General features: G+C 66.8%; 20 protein-coding genes. 6 read left to right on the plus strand and 14 right to left on the minus strand.

Features of this window, described 5'->3' with window-relative positions:
- Positions 1–21 precede the first annotated feature (21 nt).
- The 3 genes from J2X09_RS00790 to J2X09_RS00800 form a co-directional block, all read right to left on the minus strand.
- Positions 22–1,446 carry an aminotransferase-like domain-containing protein gene (locus J2X09_RS00790; protein ID WP_204731451.1) on the minus strand — a complete coding sequence of 475 codons (1,425 nt, stop codon included), beginning with the start codon at positions 1,444–1,446 and terminating at the stop codon, positions 22–24.
- A 71-nt stretch (positions 1,447–1,517) separates the two neighbouring features.
- On the minus strand, positions 1,518–2,201 hold the full coding sequence (locus tag J2X09_RS00795) for an LrgB family protein (RefSeq protein ID WP_310307022.1): 684 nt from the start codon (positions 2,199–2,201) through the stop codon (positions 1,518–1,520).
- The gene (locus J2X09_RS00800) at positions 2,198–2,581 is read right to left on the minus strand and encodes a CidA/LrgA family protein (RefSeq protein ID WP_204731452.1); all 384 of its coding nucleotides are present in this window, start codon (positions 2,579–2,581) and stop codon (positions 2,198–2,200) included. Before J2X09_RS00800 ends, J2X09_RS00795 begins: the two co-directional genes overlap by 4 nt.
- Positions 2,582–2,728: 147 nt before the next feature.
- Between J2X09_RS00800 and J2X09_RS00805 the strand changes: the two genes are divergently transcribed.
- From J2X09_RS00805 to J2X09_RS00820, 4 genes are read left to right on the plus strand one after another with little or no spacing between them, the layout of a single operon-like run.
- On the plus strand, positions 2,729–3,430 hold the full coding sequence (locus J2X09_RS00805) for an acyl-CoA dehydrogenase family protein (protein ID WP_204731453.1): 702 nt from the start codon (positions 2,729–2,731) through the stop codon (positions 3,428–3,430).
- Entirely contained in the window at positions 3,427–4,173 is a 747-nt protein-coding gene (locus J2X09_RS00810; protein ID WP_204731454.1) for a c-type cytochrome, read from the plus strand. Before J2X09_RS00805 ends, J2X09_RS00810 begins: the two co-directional genes overlap by 4 nt.
- The gene (locus J2X09_RS00815; protein WP_204731455.1) at positions 4,170–5,495 is read left to right on the plus strand and encodes a cytochrome c; all 1,326 of its coding nucleotides are present in this window, start codon (positions 4,170–4,172) and stop codon (positions 5,493–5,495) included. The genes J2X09_RS00810 and J2X09_RS00815 overlap by 4 nt, the downstream gene beginning before the upstream one ends.
- Positions 5,485–5,832 (plus strand): thioredoxin family protein, encoded by a 348-nt coding sequence (locus tag J2X09_RS00820; RefSeq protein WP_204731456.1) that lies wholly within the window; start codon positions 5,485–5,487, stop codon positions 5,830–5,832. The genes J2X09_RS00815 and J2X09_RS00820 overlap by 11 nt, the downstream gene beginning before the upstream one ends.
- A gap of 7 nt (positions 5,833–5,839) precedes the next feature.
- On the opposite strand, the gene J2X09_RS00825 is transcribed toward J2X09_RS00820, so the two are convergent.
- Entirely contained in the window at positions 5,840–6,526 is a 687-nt protein-coding gene (locus J2X09_RS00825; RefSeq protein WP_310307028.1) for an ABC transporter ATP-binding protein, read from the minus strand.
- Between J2X09_RS00825 and J2X09_RS00830 the strand changes: the two genes are divergently transcribed.
- Positions 6,525–7,199 (plus strand): arylesterase, encoded by a 675-nt coding sequence (locus J2X09_RS00830; RefSeq protein ID WP_204731457.1) that lies wholly within the window; start codon positions 6,525–6,527, stop codon positions 7,197–7,199. The genes J2X09_RS00825 and J2X09_RS00830 overlap by 2 nt on opposite strands.
- A gap of 6 nt (positions 7,200–7,205) precedes the next feature.
- Positions 7,206–8,285: a tRNA 2-selenouridine(34) synthase MnmH gene (gene mnmH, locus J2X09_RS00835; protein WP_204731458.1), complete on the plus strand. Its 1,080-nt coding sequence runs from the start codon at positions 7,206–7,208 to the stop codon at positions 8,283–8,285.
- A gap of 36 nt (positions 8,286–8,321) precedes the next feature.
- On the opposite strand, the gene J2X09_RS00840 is transcribed toward mnmH, so the two are convergent.
- The 10 genes from J2X09_RS00840 to hfq form a co-directional block, all read right to left on the minus strand.
- Complete coding sequence (locus J2X09_RS00840) at positions 8,322–8,510, minus strand: hypothetical protein (protein WP_204731459.1); 189 nt, start codon at positions 8,508–8,510, stop codon at positions 8,322–8,324.
- Between the two features lie 31 nt (positions 8,511–8,541).
- The gene (locus J2X09_RS00845) at positions 8,542–9,735 is read right to left on the minus strand and encodes a PLP-dependent transferase (RefSeq protein ID WP_204731460.1); all 1,194 of its coding nucleotides are present in this window, start codon (positions 9,733–9,735) and stop codon (positions 8,542–8,544) included.
- Positions 9,736–9,740: 5 nt separating this feature from the next.
- Positions 9,741–10,265 (minus strand): phosphoribosyltransferase, encoded by a 525-nt coding sequence (locus J2X09_RS00850; protein ID WP_204731461.1) that lies wholly within the window; start codon positions 10,263–10,265, stop codon positions 9,741–9,743.
- 69 nt (positions 10,266–10,334) lie between these two features.
- Entirely contained in the window at positions 10,335–11,723 is a 1,389-nt protein-coding gene (locus J2X09_RS00855; protein WP_204731462.1) for an adenylosuccinate synthase, read from the minus strand.
- Positions 11,720–12,913, minus strand: a complete 1,194-nt coding sequence (locus tag J2X09_RS00860) for an ATP phosphoribosyltransferase regulatory subunit (protein WP_204731463.1) — start codon at positions 12,911–12,913, stop codon at positions 11,720–11,722. The genes J2X09_RS00855 and J2X09_RS00860 overlap by 4 nt, the downstream gene beginning before the upstream one ends.
- Positions 12,914–13,019: 106 nt before the next feature.
- On the minus strand, positions 13,020–13,205 hold the full coding sequence (locus J2X09_RS00865; RefSeq protein ID WP_204731464.1) for a DUF2065 domain-containing protein: 186 nt from the start codon (positions 13,203–13,205) through the stop codon (positions 13,020–13,022).
- Positions 13,206–13,234: 29 nt separating this feature from the next.
- Positions 13,235–14,128: a protease modulator HflC gene (gene hflC / locus J2X09_RS00870; RefSeq protein ID WP_204731465.1), complete on the minus strand. Its 894-nt coding sequence runs from the start codon at positions 14,126–14,128 to the stop codon at positions 13,235–13,237.
- 26 nt (positions 14,129–14,154) lie between these two features.
- Positions 14,155–15,546 carry an FtsH protease activity modulator HflK gene (gene hflK / locus J2X09_RS00875; RefSeq protein WP_204731466.1) on the minus strand — a complete coding sequence of 464 codons (1,392 nt, stop codon included), beginning with the start codon at positions 15,544–15,546 and terminating at the stop codon, positions 14,155–14,157.
- A 49-nt stretch (positions 15,547–15,595) separates the two neighbouring features.
- A complete protein-coding gene (gene hflX / locus J2X09_RS00880) occupies positions 15,596–16,741 on the minus strand; it encodes a GTPase HflX (protein ID WP_510184449.1) in 1,146 nt (381 codons plus the stop codon).
- Between the two features lie 118 nt (positions 16,742–16,859).
- A complete protein-coding gene (gene hfq / locus J2X09_RS00885) occupies positions 16,860–17,129 on the minus strand; it encodes an RNA chaperone Hfq (protein ID WP_204731468.1) in 270 nt (89 codons plus the stop codon).
- Between the last annotated feature and the right edge of the window lie 14 nt (positions 17,130–17,143).

Here is a 17,143-nt window from a genome sequence, read left to right on the forward strand (position 1 = left end):
CTAGCGCTGCCCGGCCACCGCTCATGCGCCGTGCGCGAGCTCGCCGAGCAGCCGCAGCGCCGCGTCGAAACGTGCGTCGTCCGGGTGGCCGACGTTGAGCCGCAGGTGGTGCGTGAAGCGGCGGTCGGCCGAAAACAGCACCCCGGGCGCGGTGCTGATGTTGCGGGCGCGCGCCCGATGGTGCAGCGCGAGCGCATCGACCGCCGGTGGCAGCTCGAGCCAGAGGAAATACCCCCCCAGTGGACGCGTGACGCGGGTACCCGCCGGAAAATGCCGCTCCACCAGCCGCAACGCCCGCTGCTGCTGGCCAGCCAGCGCCTCGCGCAGGCGACGCAGATGGCGGTCGTAACCCCCTTGCGCCAGATAGTCCACCAGCGCCAGCTGGGGCGGAATGGCGGTGGCCAGCGAACTCGACATCTTGAGGCGCTCCACCGCACCGGCATAACGCCCGGCAGCGGTCCAGCCGACGCGGTATCCCGGCGCCAGGCATTTGGAGAAGGAAGCGCAATGGAGCACGCCACCCTCGCGGTCGAACGCCTTGGCCGGCGGTGGCCGGCGGGCCGCCGCATGCAGCTCGCCATACACATCGTCCTCGATCAGCGGCACGCGGTGGCGCGCGAGCAAGGCCACCAGCGCCTGCTTGCGCTCGGGCGGCATGAGCGCACCCAGCGGGTTCTGGAAGCTGGGCATGAACCAGCACGCAGCCACTGGCTGGCGCTCCAGCAGGTTGGCGAGCGCACCGATGTCCACGCCTTCGCGCGGATCGGTGGCGACCTCCACCGCCTTCAGGTGCAAGCGCTCGAGCGCCTGCAGCGCGGCGTAGAACGTGGGCGACTCCACCACCACCACGTCACCCGGTTTCGTGACGGCCTGCAGACAGAGGTTGAGCGCTTCCATGGCGCCGTTGGTGATGACCAGCTCGTCCGCAGCCAGCGGCACACCGTGCAGCGCGTAGCGCCGCCGCAGGGCCTGGCGCAGCCCTTCATCCCCGGCCGTCAAAGCACCGGTGATGCGACTGGCGGGCAGACGCCGCATGGCACGCGCGCCGCTGCGCGCGAGGGCATCGAAGGGGAACAGGTGCGGTGCGGGAAACGCCGACCCCAGCGGTACCACCTCGGCATCGCGCGTCGAGCCCAGCAGCTCGTACACCAGTTCGCTGATCGCCACCGGCGTGGCCTCGGCACTCGGCCGTGCGGCCTTGGGCACCGAGCGCGTGGGCCGGCGCGTGGCACGCACGTAGAAGCCGGAACGTGCACGCGCCTCCACCAGTCCTTGCGATTCCAGCTGCCCATAGGCCTGGAACACCGTGGACGGGCTCACACCACGCTGCTCGCACGTCTGGCGCACCGAAGGCAGGCGTTCGCCAGGGCGCAGCACCCCCGCCCGGATGCCATCGGCTATCTCTTCGGCGAGTTGCTGGTAGCGGGTGAGGTGTGCGCCGCTCATGGGGTAGGCATCGTGGACAGGGTCGGGCGATCTTAGCGGCGCGGCCTCCGCGCCCTCTTTCCTCCGGGTCCTCACAGCCAGCGCGCCAGCAGGGCGATCACCAGCGCGGTGCTCACGCCATTCAGGCCCATGGCCAGCGCCGCGAACGCCACACTGCCCGGGTGCGTCTGCAGCACGCGGGCGGTACCGATGGCATGCGCCACCAGCCCCAGCGCAAAACTGCGCGTGGTCGGGTCGTCCAGCCGCACAAGCCGCAACACAGGCCCGGCGAACAAGGTGCCAAGGACGCCCGTGGTCACCACGGCCAGGGCCGCCACCGCCGGCACGCCACCCGCCCGCTCGGCCGCCTGCATGGCGATGGGCATGGTGGCGGCCTTCGGAGCCAGCGAGAGCGCAAGCGCCAGCGGTGATCCCAGAACCTGGGCCAGCAGCAGCGTGCCCAGCACGGACGCCAGGCATCCGGCCAGCAACGCGCCCAGCAGGGGCAGCGCCAGGCGGCGCAGCAAGGCGGCCTGCCGGTACAACGGTACGGCGAGCGCGATGATGGCCGGGCCAGTGAGCCAGCTCAGCACGCGGGTCGCCTCCTCGTACAACGGATAACCCACCCCCATCAGTGTCATGGCCCCCAGTACCAGCGCCGTGCCGCTGAGCACCGGCAGGCAGAGCAGATGGTGGCCGCTGCGCTGGTACAGCCGGAGCGCCGTCGTGTAGGCCAGCACGGTCACCAGTGTCCAGAAGAGGGTCGACGGACTCACGGCTGACGGTCTTTCAGCAACCGGTGCAGTGTCCAGCCCGTCACCACGATCGTGACCACCGTGCCCAGCGTGGCTGTCAGAACGAACAGGGCCACATGCTCCAGCAGCAGGTGGGCGTACAGCCCGACGGCGGCCACCGAGGGAATCAGGAACAGCATCAGGTGCCTGAGCAGCGGCGCGGCCACCTCGTCCAGGCCGCGCGGCACGCCGCCCCGCAGCGTCAGCAGCCCGAGCAGCATCAGCAGGCCCGCGAGCGATCCGGGCAGCGGCCAGCCCAGCAGCGCGACCAGCTGGTCACCCAGCCACTGAAGGCCGCACAGCGCGCCGGCCGCGAGGAGCCAGCCTGTTACGCGCCAGGTCTTGGGCCACGTATCTCTCATGGTCTTGAACATCGGGCCAGTATCGCCTGCAGCACGCCATCTGCCACGGATCAGATGCCGCGCAATCCGGGCGGAGCAGAGCAGATCAGCTCGCACATCTGATCTGGTTGTATTTCAATAAAACTGCATATTGCACATCAGATGGGCATGAACGACGATAACGGCATGTCCACCCATGCCCGAGAAATGTCCCATGACGCTGGCGCCACGGCTCTGATGCAGGTGGTGGACAGCGGCTTGCTGCGCTGCGGCGTGCCACCCCGACTGGGTGGTGACGGTGGGCTGGACCACCTGATCGCAGGCGCGGCGGAGCTGGCACGCCACCATCCCGCTGCCGCCTGGCTGCTGTGGGCACAACGCATGACCATCGAGGCGCTGCTGCTGTCGCCCAACATCGCCTTGCGCGACCATTGGCTGGTCGACCTCCTGTGCGGCGAGCGTGCAGCAACCCTCTCCCCCTGGTTGGAACCCTTGCGGGCACGCGACACCGGCCGCGGCTGGTTGCTGCGTGGCGAGATCACGGCGGTACCCAATCTGCAATGGGCCGGCTTCTCCCTGGCCGCACCGGTTCACCTCGGCGAACAACGCGGCCAATGGGTGCTGCTGCGCAGCGAGGAAAATGGCCTTTCGACCGTGCCCGGTACGGTGGCCCACTGGCCCGCTGCACAGGCGGCGGCACTCGCCATCGACAACGTGTTCTTCCGCGAGGATGAATGGCTCGGTGGTCCGGAACTGCCAGCCCGCCTGGCGCCCCTGGCCACCGCACTGGCATGCTGCCTGCCCCACCCCACGGACTGGAACCGAACGACCTCGCCCGCGCTCTCACCGACAAGACTGGCCACGACATGACCTTGTTCTCCTGCCTGCCGCCGCGCCATGCATGGCGCAGTGCCCTGCTGCTCGCCTTCGGAGCCCTGCTGTTGCCCTGTGCAGCACAGACCACCCACCGTTTCGAAGACACCATGGCACAACGCATGATGGCCTGCACCGCCTGCCACGGCCCGCAGGGGCGTGCCGCGCCCGATGGCTACTATCCCCGTCTGGCGGGCAAACCGGCAGGCTACCTCTACAACCAGTTGCTCAATTTCCGCGATGGCCGGCGTGTCTATCCGCTGATGACGCAGCTGCTCACCCCGTTGAGCGACACCTACCTGATGGAGATCGCGCAGCACTTCGCCGCCATGGAAGTCCCTTACCCGGCACCCGTGCGGGTGAACGCCACACCGCAAGAGCTGCAACGCGGCGAGCAGCTGGCGCTGCGGGGTGATGCCTCCCGCCAGTTGCCGGCCTGCGTGGCCTGCCACGGCAGCGCGCTCACCGGCGTGCAGCCGGGCACGCCCGGCCTGCTCGGCCTGCCGCGCGACTACCTCAACGCCCAGCTCGGCGCGTGGCGCGCCGGCTTGCGCAAGGCCCATGCGCCCGACTGCATGGCCGATGTCGCCCAGCGCCTTGGCCCGACCGACATCGCCGCCGTGAGCGCCTGGCTGGCCACACAGCAGGCGCCTGCCGATGCCCATGCGGCTGCGCCCTCCACCGCTCCGCTGCCGCAGCAATGCGGCAGCGCACGGCCACCTGCCGGAGGCCGCCCATGAGAGCCGCCCACCTGCGTTCCACCGGCCGCAAGGCCTTGCTGGTCCTGGGCGGGGTGCTGCTCGCTGGCGCCGCCGTGATGGCATGGCTGGTGTGGCCCGCCCAGCCCCTCGTGGTGAGACCGGCCGACGTGGCGTCCAACCCGGCCGACCCCCACACCATCGAGCGCGGGCGCTACTTGGCCGTGCTTGGCAACTGCCAGGCCTGCCACACCACGCGCGGCGGCACGCCGTTCGCTGGCGGTCTGGGCGTGGTCACCCCGTTCGGTACGGTGTATGGCAGCAACCTCACGCCCAGCGAGAACGGGCTAGGCGACTGGAGCGCCGACGATTTCTGGCGCGCGCTGCACCACGGCCAGGGGCGCGACGGCCGCTGGCTCAATCCGGCCTTTCCCTATAGCAACACCACGCGCCTTTCGCGCGAGGACAGCGATGCCCTGTTCGCGTTTTTCCTCAGCCTGCCGCCCGTGGACACGCCGGTGCCCGCGCACGACATGCGCTGGCCCTACAACACGCAGTTCGCGCTGAAGGCCTGGCGCACCCTGTACTTCCGCGCCCAGGACGCCGCGCCGCCCGCGGCAGCCACCACGTCGACCGCCACCCTGGAGCGCGGCGCCTACCTCGTGAACGGGCTGGGACATTGCAGTGCCTGCCACGTACCGCGCGACGCGCTGGGCGGCCAGGGCAACCTGCTCGGCCTCTCCGGCGGCCTCATTCCCATGCAACGCTGGTATGCGCCCTCGCTGCTCGACCCGGCGGAGGCCGGCCTGCAGCACTGGTCGGTGGACGAGATCGTGGCGCTGTTCCGCGACGGCCGTGCCCGCGACGCGCTGGTGAGCGGCCCCATGGCCGAGGTGGTGCAGCACAGCACCCAGCACTGGGCGCCACAAGACCTGCAGGCCATGGCCATCTACCTGCGGCAACTGCCCTCGGAAACGGTGACACAGCGGCTGCGCCACGAACCAGCGGACAGCCGGGTTCTGGCGGCCGGCGGGCAGCGATATGAACAGCATTGCGCCCAATGCCATGGCGCGCGCGGGGAAGGCGTGAGCAGCCAGGGCGCGGTGGCCTATCCGCCGCTGGCGGGCAACCGCACGGTGACCATGGCGTCGCCCGCCAACCTGGCGCAGATCGTCCTGAACGGCGGTTTCGGCCCTTCCACCCAGGCACACCCGCGCCCGTTCGGCATGCCGCCCTTCGTGCTGCAGTTCAACGACCAGGAACTCGCGGAACTGCTGACCTACGTTCGCACTCAATGGGGCAACCAGGCGCCACCGGTGAGCGCGCTGGACGTGCAGCAACTGCGGAGACCGCTTGGCCATTGAACCCCTTCACGTCATCAGCCTGTGTGCCCAGTGGTGTGGCACCTGCCGAGACTGGCGGCCGGTGGTCGATGCCGTCGCGGCCGCGCATCCGCAACTGCACTGGCGCTGGCTGGACATCGAGGACGAGGCCGACCTGATGGGAGACCTGGAAGTCGAGACCCTGCCGACCCTGCTCGTGGGCCGGGGCGGCGATGTGCTGTTCTACGGACCGGTGCTGCCGCGGGAGGAATTGCTGACGCGCCTGCTCGCCACGCTCATGGAAGCCGGGCATCCGCCAGCCCGGGTGGGCGATGACGTGGCGGCGCTCTGGCAGCGCCTGCACCCGTCGACCGGTTGACAGCCCCTCAGGCCGGCTCTGTTTCGACCGCCACCTGCCCCGCATCGATGGTGATGCGGCGCTCGCAGCGGTGGGCGATGGCGCGGTCGTGCGTCACCAGCACGAGCGTGGTGCCCTGCTCCCGGTTGAGCTCGAACATCAGCTCCATGATGCGTGCGCCGGTGGCAAAGTCCAGACTGCCCGTGGGTTCATCGGCCAGGAGCACCGCCGGCTGTACCACGAAGGCCCGCGCCAGTGCCACGCGCTGCTGCTCGCCCCCGGAGAGCACCTTGGGGTAGCTCGACAGGCGCTCGCCCAGGCCCACGCGCTGCAACATCTGCGTGGCGGTGGCGCGGGCGTCGCGCAGGCCGGCCAATTCGAGTGGCAGCATGACGTTCTCCAGTGCCGTCAGGTTGCCCAGGAGCTGGAAGCTCTGGAACACAAAGCCGACCTTCTGCGAGCGAAGGGCGGCGCGCTGGTCCTCGTCCATGGCGAACAAATCGACACCGTCGATGTGAACTGTGCCGCTGCTGGGCGTGTCCAACCCCGCGATGATCGACAGCAGCGTGCTCTTGCCCGAGCCGGACGCTCCCACGATGGCCGCGGTTTCCCCTTTGTTCAGCGTGAAATCGATGTCGCGCAGAATGGTCAGGGAACCGGTGGAGTCGGTCACCGACTTGAACACATGCTGAACCGCAATCATCACATCGGACATGGAAAGGACTCTCAAGTTGAAACGCCGTCACTTTAACGCGCTGGCCAGCTCGCTGTGCGCACTGTCCGCCGCAGGGTTTTCGGGCATCACCCTGGCACAGGCCCCGGCCGATCCGGTCGTTCTCGTGGTCGGTGATTCGCTGAGCGCGGAGTACGGCCTCAAGCGCGGCACCGGCTGGGTGGCCCTGCTGGAAGAGCGTGTGACCAGGGAAAAAGTTCGCGCACGTGTGGTCAACGCCAGCATCAGCGGCGACACCACCTCGGGCGGGCGATCACGCCTGGCTGCCCTGCTCAAGCAGCACCAGCCCGCCGTGGTGGTGATCGAGCTCGGTGGCAACGACGCACTTCGCGGCCTGCCGCTGAACATGACGCGCGACAACCTCGCCGCCATGGCCCGCCTCTCGCGCGAAGCCGGCGCCAGGGTGCTGCTGCTGGGCATGGAGATGCCGCCCAATTACGGTGCGAAGTACGGTCAGGAGTTCCGGGAGGTGTTCACCCGCGTTGCCCAGGCCGAGAAAACCGCACTCGTGCCCTTCTTCCTCAAGGGCGTGGCGGACACGAAGGATCCCACGGCGCTGTTCCAGTCCGACCGCATCCATCCGAACGAAACCGCCCAGCCGACCATGCTGGCCAACGTCTGGCCCGAACTGCGAAAGCTGCTCCCGGCTCGATAATCGGGCATGCCCGTCCACATCCTGAGCGCCGCCGAGGCCATGACCCGCCTCGGCGACTTCGACACCGTCATCGACGCACGCACCCCGGACGAATACGCGCTCGACCGCCTGCCGGGTGCGGTGAACTGGCCCACACTGGACAACCAGCAGCGCATCGAAATCGGCACGATCTACAAGCAGGTCAACCCCTTCGAGGCCCGGAAACGGGGTGCCGCCCTCGCCGCCCGCAACATCGCAGCGCACATCGAACGTGAGGTGATCGACAAACCCAAGGGCTGGAGGCCGCTCACCTACTGCTGGCGAGGCGGCCAACGCAGCGGCGCGCTGGCCACCGTGCTCGGTGCCATCGGCTTTCACGTGACGCTGATCGAAGGCGGCTACAAGGCCTGGCGGGCCGCACTGGTCGATGCCCTGCCCGGGTTGGCCCAGCGTCTGTCGTACCGCGTGGTCTGCGGCCCCACGGGCAGTGGCAAGACGCGCCTGCTGCACGCGCTGGCGGCGCAAGGCGCGCAGGTACTCGACCTGGAAGCCCTGGCGCGCCACCGAAGCTCGGTGCTGGGCCACATTCCCGGGCAGACGCAGCCCAGCCAGAAGCGCTTCGACGCCCTCATCTGGGACGTCCTGCGCGGCTTCGACCCCGGGCGCGTGGTGTACGTGGAGAGCGAAAGCCGGAAGGTGGGCAACGTGCGGGTCCCGGAGGCCCTGATCAACGCGATGCGCAACAGCACGTGCATCGACCTGCAGCTGGCTGACGAAGAACGTGTGGCGCTGCTGCTGGAAGACTACGACTTCTTCGTGAAGAACCCGGCCGCCTTCTGCGAGCGCCTGGAAGCACTGACAGAACTCCGCGGCAAAGCCGTTGTCGCGGCCTGGACGGCGAAAGTCCGCGACGGCAGAACGCCGGAAGTGGTGATGGAACTGCTGACCGGGCACTACGACCCGATGTACGCGCAGTCGATTTCGCGCAGCTTCACGCGGTTCCCGCAGGCCCGGCGGTTGCCCTTGCGGAACCGCTCGCCTCAGGCGTTGGCGGAGGCAGCGTTCGCCCTGATCGCCAGCGAGCCCGCAGGCATTCCTGCGCCCTGAGCACGCGGCCCGGGCGCGACGAGCGGGGCTGCGGTTTCAGTCTGCTGCGCCGTCTCCACCTGCCGAGGCGTCATCCGGTGCCTCGGGAGCACCGGTGTCCGAGCCCTCCGGGGCGTCGGCATCGTGCTGTTGGCGGTTGGCCTTGGCTTTGAGCTTGTCCTCTTTCTTTTTCTTCTTGGCAAGCTCGCGTTGGCGCTTTTCGTATCCGTAGTTGGGAGTGGCCAAGTGAGTCTTTCAGGTGGGTGGAAGAAGAAGGTCAGGTGTTCAGTGCGACCAGCGCCTGCGCCAGATCGGCTCGCAGGTCGTGCACGGATTCCAGGCCCACGGCAAAGCGTACCAGACCGCCCGCATGCGGCCAGCCCTGGGTGCGGCTGGGGCCGATGTCGTAGGGAGCACACAGGCTGATCGGCCCGGCCCAGCTCCAGCCGAGCTTGAACAGGCACAGGCGGTCGCAGAACGCATCGATCCGTGCCTGCGGAATGGTGGCATCGAACACGGCGCTGAACAGGCAGGCCGCAGCGGTGGCGTCGCGCCGCCAGGTGTCGTGGCCGGGAGACCCAGGCAAGGCGGGGTGCAACACCTGCACCACGCCCGGCTGCTGTCCCATCCAGGCTGCCAACTCACGGGTGCTGGCGTCTTGCGCGTGGTAACGCAACTGCATGCTGGAGAGGCCGCGCAGCACCAGTTCGGCATCGTTCACCCCGATGTTCAGGCCCAGACGCATATGGGTCAGCAGCACCTGGCGGTGCAACGTCAGATCGCGCGTGACGACCGAGCCCATCAGCACGTCCGCGCCACCGCTGGGGTACTTGGTGAGGGCCTGCACCGAGATGTCCACGCCCAGATCGAAGGGCTGGAAAGCGATGCCGGCGCCCCAGGTGTTGTCCAGCGCGGTGACGATGGGGCGGGCGCTCTGCCGCGCCGCATTGGCCTGGCGCACGCATTCGACCAGGGCGGGAATGTCGGGAAACTCCAGCGTTACCGAGCCGGGGGCTTCCAGCCAGACCAGGCGCGTGGCGGGACCGATCTTGCGCGCCAGGTCGGCCGGGTCCATCGCATCGAAATACCGGTGGGTGATGCCCCATGCCGCAAGCTCCACCGAGGCGAACGACTTGCCCGGCCCGTAGGCATTGTGGGGAATCAGCACCTCTTCGCCCTGGCGCAGCAACGCCATGTCCACCAGCGACACAGCGGCAAGGCCGCTGGGTGCGAGAACGCAATGATGGCCGCCTTCGATGGTGGCAATGCGCTCTTCCAGCGTGAAGGTGGTCGGCGTGCCGTGCAGGCCGTAGGTGTAGCCGCTCTTGTCCTTCCAGTCCGTCGTGCGCAGCGCCTGGACGTTGGGAAAGAAGACGGTGGACGCCTTGTGCACCCCCGGGGCCACCGCCTCGAACCCCTCAGGGGGCTTGTAAGCGTGATGAATCAGGCGGGTGGACAGGTCGTCGCTCATTCAGCTCAAAGCTTCCACTTTTCGAGCAACTGCGCCGGGCGCATGCTGTCGTAGCCTTCAAAAGGCTGGTGGATCCAGGGGTTGGTGGGCAGGAACTCCACCGAGTAGTCCGGGGTGAAGGTCGAAAGCTGCTTGGTCCAGATGACGGCACTGCGCAGCTCGCTGATGGGCTTGTAGTTGTTCTTGAGCAGGTCAATGACCGCCTTGAGTGTGTGACCCGAGTCGGCAAGATCGTCCACCAGCAGCACCTTGCCCGCGATTTCGCCCTTGGGGGTGGTGATGTAGCGCGCGATGTCCAGGTTGCCCTGCTGCGTGCCGGCGGCGGCGCGGTAGGAGCTGGTGGACATGATGGCCAGCGGCTTGTCGAAGATCCGCGAAAGGATGTCACCCGGGCGCATGCCGCCACGTGCCAGGCAGAGGATGGTGTCGAACTCCCAGCCCGACTGGTAGACCTTGAGCGCGAGCTTCTCGATCAGGTTGTGGTACTCGTCGTAAGAGACGTAGAGGTGTTTGCCGTCTTCGGTCAGCATGCGGGCTCCGGGTGGGGGATCGTTCGATGGGGATTCTGCACCAAGGGCCTCGCGAAGGCCCCGGTGATTTCACCCATGGTAGGGGTTGTGCACCAGGATCGTGTGATCGCGATCGGGACTGGTGGAAATGACGTGGATCGGCACACCGGTGGTTTCCGCGATGCGGGTGAGATAGCGCTGGGCGTTGACAGGCAGGTCCTGATAGCGCGTGGCGCCCACCGACGATTCGCTCCAGCCCGGCAGGGTTTCGTAGATCGGCTTGCAGCGCGCGATGTCTTCGGCACTCATGGGCAGAATGTCGATCACTTCACCATCGAGCTCGTAGCCGGTGCACAGCTGCAGCTCCCTGAGGCCGTCGAGCACGTCGAGCTTGGTGATGCACAGGCCGGACAGGCCGTTGACCTGTGCCGAGCGCTTGAGCAGCGCGGCATCGAACCAGCCGCAGCGGCGGCTGCGACCCGTGGTCACGCCTTTCTCGGCCCCCACGGTCGCCATGTGCCAGCCCGGCGTGCCTTCCTTTTCCCACTCGAGCTCGGTGGGAAACGGACCGCCACCCACACGGGTGCAGTAGGCCTTGGTGATGCCCAGCACGTAGTGCAACAGACCAGGACCCACCCCGGAACCCGCAGCGGCGTTGCCCGCCACGCAGTTGCTGGACGTGACGAACGGATAGGTGCCATGGTCGATGTCCAGCAGCGTGCCCTGGGCACCTTCGAACAGCAGGTTGGCTCCTGCCTTGTGTGCTTCGTTCAGTTCGCGCGAGACGTCGGCGATCATGGGCTTGAGCAACTCGGCCTGCTGCATCGCCTCGGCATACACCGATTCGAACTGGATCGCGCCGTCCTTCATGTACGGAGCGATCTTGTCGTCCCAGGCCATCTCCGCGGAATGCAGGTAGCTGGTGAGCACATGGTTGTGCAGGCTCAACAGCTCCCGCAGTTTGGCAGCGAAGCGCTCGGGGTACTTCAAGTCCTGAACGCGCAGCGCACGGCGCGCGATCTTGTCTTCATAGGCCGGACCGATGCCACGGCCCGTGGTGCCGATCTTCTCGGAACCGGCCTTGACCTTGGCGGCTTCGCGCGCGATATCGATCGCGGCGTGAAACGGCAGGATGAGTGGGCAACCCTCGCTCACGCGCAGGCGCGAACGCACTTCCACGCCGGCTTTCTCGAGACCCGCGATCTCCTCGAACAGCTTGCTCACCGAGAGCACCACGCCGTTGCCGATATAGCACTTGACGCCCGCGCGCATGATGCCACTGGGAATCAGATGCAAGGCGGTCTTCACCCCGTTGATCACCAGCGTGTGGCCGGCGTTGTGCCCACCCTGAAAACGCACCACGCCTGTGGCGGTCTCGGTCAGCCAGTCGACCAGCTTGCCCTTGCCTTCGTCACCCCACTGGGTGCCGACCACCACCACGTTGCGCCCGGGGGTCACGGCGCTGCTGCTGTTCGTCATTTGCTGTTTTCCGTCTGAAGGGGTTGTATTGTCCAGGCGCCGCGTCGGGCCGGATCGGGCACCAGTTCGCGGTCGCAATGAAATTCGTCGACCTGATGCCCGTGGCCCGGCAGTGCGCACACCACGGTATGGCCTTGCGACCGCAATTCGGCAATCGCCTGGCGCAGGCCGGCATCCATGCCCCATGGCGCGCGGATGGCAGCCACCAGAGGACGCGGTGCGACGGCGGCCACGAGTTCCTTGAGATCGAGACTGAAACCGACGGCGGGCCGGTTGCGGCCAAACACCGCCCCCACTTCGTCATAGCGCCCACCGCGGGCCAGCTCCAGCGCATGCCCAGCCCGCCCGTCAGACATCTGGGCGAACAAAGCGAAGCGCATGCCGGTGTAGTAAGCGTATCCACGCAGGTCGGCCAGGTCGATCGACACGTCCATGCCTTGCACCTGCGAGGCCAGCCAGCGCAGGCCATCGAGCGCTGCATGCAGGGCTGGGGATGGCTGGAGGACACGCTGCGCCTCGTCGAGCACGGCCACACTGCCGAAGAGCCGAGGCAATGCACCCAGGTCACGGCGCACGGCCGCGGGCAGGTCGCGAGACAGTGCTTCGAGTTCGGCCACGTCCTTCGCATTGAGCGCGGCGTGGATGCGGCCCTCCTGCGCGGCGGTCAGCGCCGCCGGTGCGAGCACGGCGTCGATCACGCGCACGTCGGCCATGTCCAGCTGCAGGCCCTTCACGCCCGCACCACGGAGGCAGGCCTGTGCCAGCTCGATCACTTCGAGGTCGGCTTCCTGACCAGCATGGCCATAGATCTCGGCACCGAACTGCAGTGGCTCACGGCTGGCCAACGGACGGTCGATGCGCGTATGCACCACCGGGCCGCAATAGCTGAGGCGGGCCACGCCTTCGCGGTTGAGCAGGTGAGCATCGATCCGGGCGACCTGGGGCGTGCTGTCCGCGCGCAAACCCAGCGTGCGACCGGAGAGCTGGTCGACCAGCTTGAACGTCTGCAGATCGAGGGCTTCGCCCGTGCCGGTGAGCAACGACTCCAGATGCTCCAGCAGCGGCGGCATGACCAGCTCGTAGCCGTAGCCACGGGCTGTGTCCAGCAAGCCCCTTCGAAGTTCCTCGATGTGCCGGGCCTCTGAGGGCAGGACATCGGCAATGTGATCCGGGAGGACCCAGGCAGACATGGATATTTCTGGGGAGCTGTTAAAAACGTGATTCTACCGGCCGCCCGGGGCTACCCCGGCGAGTATCACCCGCCTGGCCGGCTGGAAACGGCAAAGGCGCGGGAAGTCAGGTCAGCGACCACCAGAGCAGCATGCCACTGCCCAGGCAGACGAGGCCGAAGAACCGGAGCTGCCCATCGCGCAGGCTCAGCATGTCGGTGAACACGCGGCGCCAGAGCCGGGGGGCCAGCAAGGGCAACAACCCCTCGAAGATCAGCACCAGGGCCAGCGCCGGCCAGATCGCGTCAGACATGTTGCGCCCGGTTTTTCAGCGCCGTGCGCTCAGCGGGCGGGCGCGACGTTGCTGCTGCGCATGCCCTTGAAGAAGTCGGAAGAAGGATCCACGACGAACACGTCGGATTTGTTCGCAAAGCTCGACTTGTACGCCTCGAGGCTGCGGTAGAACTGGGCGAAGGCCGGGTCGCGGCCAAAGGCATCCCCGAAAGTGGCAGCAGCCTTGGCGTCGCCTGCGCCCTTGATCAGTTGCGCGTCGCGGTATGCCTCGGACACGATCACTTCGCGTTGACGGTCTGCATCGGCGCGGATCTTCTCGCCTTCGGCAAAGCCGGTGGAGCGCAGCTCGTTGGCCACGCGCTTGCGCTCGGCCTCCATGCGCTGGTAGACGGAGGCGGTGATGCTCTCTGCGTAGTCGACGCGCGTGATGCGCACGTCCACCACGTCCATGCCCCAAGGCTTGTCGGCGCTGCGCACAGCCGCCAGCACCTCACGCTTGACGTCGGCCATCAGCTGTTCGCGGCGAGTCGAGAGCAACTCGTTCACGGTGCGCTTGTTGACCTCCTGCTGGAAGGAGTTGCGCACCACACGGTTGAGCTGCAGGGCGCCAGCGCGCTCGTTCACGCCGACATTGCGGATGTACTCCTGCGGCTCGCTGATGCGCCAGCGCACGTACCAGTCGATCACCACGCGCTGCTTCTCGGCCGTCAACGTGGGCTCGGTGTCGGTGCTCTCCAGCGTGAGCAGGCGCTTGTCGATGTACGACACGTTCTGGAATGGGGGGGGCAGTTTGAAATTCAGGCCAGGTTCGGTGACGACCTGCTTGATCTGGCCCAGCTGGAAGACCACGCCGAACTGGCGCTGGTCCACCACGAACAGCATGGAACTGGCGATCGCCAGGACCACGATGAGGGATGTGATGATGAAACCGAGTTTGTTCATGTTGCTTCTCTGATCACGGGCGTCGTTCAGCGGCTCTCACGCTCACGCGAGCGAGCGGCGTTGTCCAGGCTGCGGCTGGTCGGCGCAGGCGGGGTGCTCGTGCTCGGGGTGGGCAGGCTCGACGAATTGGTCGTGCTGGACGTGGTCTGACCCGTCATCTGCATGATCTTGTCCAGCGGCAGGTACAAGAGGTTGGAGCCCGACTTGGAATCCACCAGCACCTTGGTCACGTTGCTGTAGATCTCCTGCATGGCATCGGTGTACATGCGTTCGCGGGTCACCTGCGGGGCCTTCTGGTACTCCGTCAGCACGGAGCGGAAGCGCTGCGAATCACCCTCGGCCTGCGCGACGATACGGGACCGGTAGCCTTCGGCCTCTTCGGTCAGCCGGGACGCCGCACCGCGCGCACGGGGCACGACGTCATTGGCGTAGGCCTGCGCCTCGTTCTTGGCGCGCTCGCGCTCCTGGCCAGCCTTGAGCACATCGTCGAAAGCGGCCTGCACCTGCTCCGGCGGGCGAACGCCGCCTTGCTGCAGGTTGATGCCGACCACTTCGATGCCGACCTTGTAACGGTCCAGGATGTTCTGCATCAGCGCGCGCACGCGGGGTGCGATCTGGTCACGTTCTTCCGCCAGCGCAGCGTCCATCTTCATCTTGCCGACCACTTCGCGGACGGCCGTTTCGGCCACTTTCACGACGGCAGCGTCGGGATCACGACTCTCAAACAGGAAGGCACGTGCATCGTTCAGCCGGTACTGCACCGCGAACTTGATCTCCACGATGTTCTCGTCTTCCGTGAGCATGGCCGACTCACGCAGGCCGGTGGCGGGAACGACGTTGTCGCGCCCCACGTCCACCGAGCGAATCTGCGTGACGAAAACGGTTTCATGGCGCTGGATCGGGTATGGAAGACGCCAGTTGAAGCCGGCGCCCACAGAACTGTGGTACTTGCCGAACTGGGTAATCACGGCCTGCTGACCTTCCTGCACGATGAAGAAGCCGGTGCCCATCCAGATCAGAACGGCCACGCCGGCAATCAGACCCGCGCCAATGCCTGTGGCTTTTGGATTCGGGTTGAAGCCGGACGAACCGCCACCCGAGCCATTGCCACCGCCATGGCCACCACCCCGCCCCTTGTTGCCGAGCAGGCCTCCCAGCTTGCGATTGAAGTCGCGCCAGAGTTCGTCCAGGTCCGGTGGACCCTGGTTTGGCCCCTGGCCGCGCGGCGGACGCTGTGCACCGCGATCGTCATCACGGCCGGGATCCTGACCACCCTCGTTGCGGGGTGCATCGTCACCACGGCCCCAGCGGGGATCATTCAGATTGAACATGCCCCACAGCCCACGCCAACGGGGACGGCGAACTGGGCGAGCTGCTGATTCGGCGCCGCGGGCAGGGTTTTGCAGATTCACATCCATGGGTTTGCCAACTCTTTATCGATTCAAAAAACCATCACATTGTGCCCAATCAGGACACGGGTTCACCGATTTCCGGCAGTGAACCGGGGGGCATGGGGTCAGATCCGGCCTTCTGGGCGAGCACATGCGAAGCCAGCAGCGCCCGCAACTCGGGCAATCCCTCGCCCGTTTGCGCACTCACGAAGATTCGAGGGACCGACTGGCCGTCCAGTTCCATGGCATCGACGAGGACATGCGGAGCGTTCGCCGGCTCCATCGCGTCGAGCTTGTTGAAGAGAAGGAGTTGGGGCACCTGATCGGCACCGATGTCCCTGAGCACGTCCAGTACAGAGGCGATCTGCTCAGGATGGGAGGGGTTGGAGGCGTCGACCACGTGCAGCAACAGATCGGCGTCGGCGGCCTCCTGGAGCGTCGCGGCGAAGGCATCGACCAGGCCGTGCGGCAGGTCTCGAATGAAGCCGACGGTGTCCGACAGCGAGACCGAGCGGCCGGCTTCCCCCAGGTAGAGCTGACGGGTCGTGGTATCCAGGGTGGCGAAGAGCTGGTCGGCAGCGTAGGCACGGGCCTTGACGAGGCCGTTGAAGAGCGAGGACTTGCCCGCGTTCGTGTACCCCACCAGGGAAATGGAGAAGGTATCTCGCCGCTCGCGCTGGCGCCGCTGCGTGGACCGCTGCTTCTTCACTTTCTCGAGCCGCTCCTTGGTGCGCTTGATGGCCTCGCCGATCATGCGACGGTCCAGCTCGATCTGGGTTTCACCCGGACCGCCCCGCATGCCGATACCGCCGCTTTGCCGCTCCAGGTGCGACCAGCGCCGGACCAGCCGGGTGGACAGGTACTGCAGGCGCGCCAGCTCAACCTGAAGCTTGCCTTCGTGGCTGCGCGCCCGCCGGGCGAATATCTCGAGGATGAGCAAGGTGCGGTCGTTGACCGGCAGCCCCAGGTGCCGCTCCAGATTGCGCTGTTGTGCCGGGCTGAGTGACTGATCGAACAGCACCTCGGATGCACCGGTCGATTGCGCCAGCATCCTGATTTCATCGGCCTTGCCCGAACCCACGAACAGCGCAGGATCGGGAGCGCGGCGTTTGCAAGTAACGCGTTCGGCCACCGCATAGCCCGCCGTCTGCGCCAGCAGGCCCAATTCCTCCAGGCCCGCATCGAAATGGGGAGCGCCAAAATCCACGCCGACGAGGATCACGGATGGCGTGGAGGACTGGGCAGTGGGAAAAGCATTCAAATCGGTAAGGCAGCAACGCGCGCAGCGTTGCGGGCCCGGCAGGTCGGCTGCACGGGCCGGGTTTGACTCAGGCGCTGAATCAGGAGGATGACGGCTCGTCCGTGCCGACGGCCGAGAATTGCACCGGGCGTCCCGGTACGATGGTGGAGATGGCGTGCTTGTAGACCATTTGCGTGACCGTGTTGCGCAGCAGCACGACGTATTGGTCGAAAGATTCGATCTGACCCTGCAACTTGATGCCGTTGACCAGATAGATCGACACGGGCACATGCTCCCGGCGAAGCTGGTTCAGGAAAGGGTCTTGCAAGAGCTGGCCTTTGTTATTGCTCACGATATGCTCCGTGTTCAACGTAAGTTAATGAG

The sequence above is a fragment of the Hydrogenophaga laconesensis genome, from assembly GCF_031457235.1.
Classification (GTDB): domain Bacteria; phylum Pseudomonadota; class Gammaproteobacteria; order Burkholderiales; family Burkholderiaceae_C; genus Hydrogenophaga; species Hydrogenophaga laconesensis.

What these genes read in the sequence shown, in the direction of transcription:
- J2X09_RS00855 (WP_204731462.1), bottom strand. Translation starts at nt 11,723, where the DNA reads ATGACGAACAGCAGCAGCGCCGTGACCCCCGGGCGCAACGTGGTGGTG.
- J2X09_RS00800 (WP_204731452.1), bottom strand. Translation starts at nt 2,581, where the DNA reads ATGAGAGATACGTGGCCCAAGACCTGGCGCGTAACAGGCTGGCTCCTC.
- J2X09_RS00790 (WP_204731451.1), bottom strand. Translation starts at nt 1,446, where the DNA reads ATGAGCGGCGCACACCTCACCCGCTACCAGCAACTCGCCGAAGAGATA.
- J2X09_RS00830 (WP_204731457.1), top strand. Translation starts at nt 6,525, where the DNA reads ATGGAAAGGACTCTCAAGTTGAAACGCCGTCACTTTAACGCGCTGGCC.
- J2X09_RS00845 (WP_204731460.1), bottom strand. Translation starts at nt 9,735, where the DNA reads ATGAGCGACGACCTGTCCACCCGCCTGATTCATCACGCTTACAAGCCC.
- mnmH (WP_204731458.1), top strand. Translation starts at nt 7,206, where the DNA reads ATGCCCGTCCACATCCTGAGCGCCGCCGAGGCCATGACCCGCCTCGGC.
- J2X09_RS00810 (WP_204731454.1), top strand. Translation starts at nt 3,427, where the DNA reads ATGACCTTGTTCTCCTGCCTGCCGCCGCGCCATGCATGGCGCAGTGCC.
- J2X09_RS00805 (WP_204731453.1), top strand. Translation starts at nt 2,729, where the DNA reads ATGAACGACGATAACGGCATGTCCACCCATGCCCGAGAAATGTCCCAT.
- J2X09_RS00850 (WP_204731461.1), bottom strand. Translation starts at nt 10,265, where the DNA reads ATGCTGACCGAAGACGGCAAACACCTCTACGTCTCTTACGACGAGTAC.
- J2X09_RS00825 (WP_310307028.1), bottom strand. Translation starts at nt 6,526, where the DNA reads ATGTCCGATGTGATGATTGCGGTTCAGCATGTGTTCAAGTCGGTGACC.
- hflC (WP_204731465.1), bottom strand. Translation starts at nt 14,128, where the DNA reads ATGAACAAACTCGGTTTCATCATCACATCCCTCATCGTGGTCCTGGCG.
- J2X09_RS00865 (WP_204731464.1), bottom strand. Translation starts at nt 13,205, where the DNA reads ATGTCTGACGCGATCTGGCCGGCGCTGGCCCTGGTGCTGATCTTCGAG.
- J2X09_RS00860 (WP_204731463.1), bottom strand. Translation starts at nt 12,913, where the DNA reads ATGTCTGCCTGGGTCCTCCCGGATCACATTGCCGATGTCCTGCCCTCA.
- J2X09_RS00815 (WP_204731455.1), top strand. Translation starts at nt 4,170, where the DNA reads ATGAGAGCCGCCCACCTGCGTTCCACCGGCCGCAAGGCCTTGCTGGTC.
- hflK (WP_204731466.1), bottom strand. Translation starts at nt 15,546, where the DNA reads ATGGATGTGAATCTGCAAAACCCTGCCCGCGGCGCCGAATCAGCAGCT.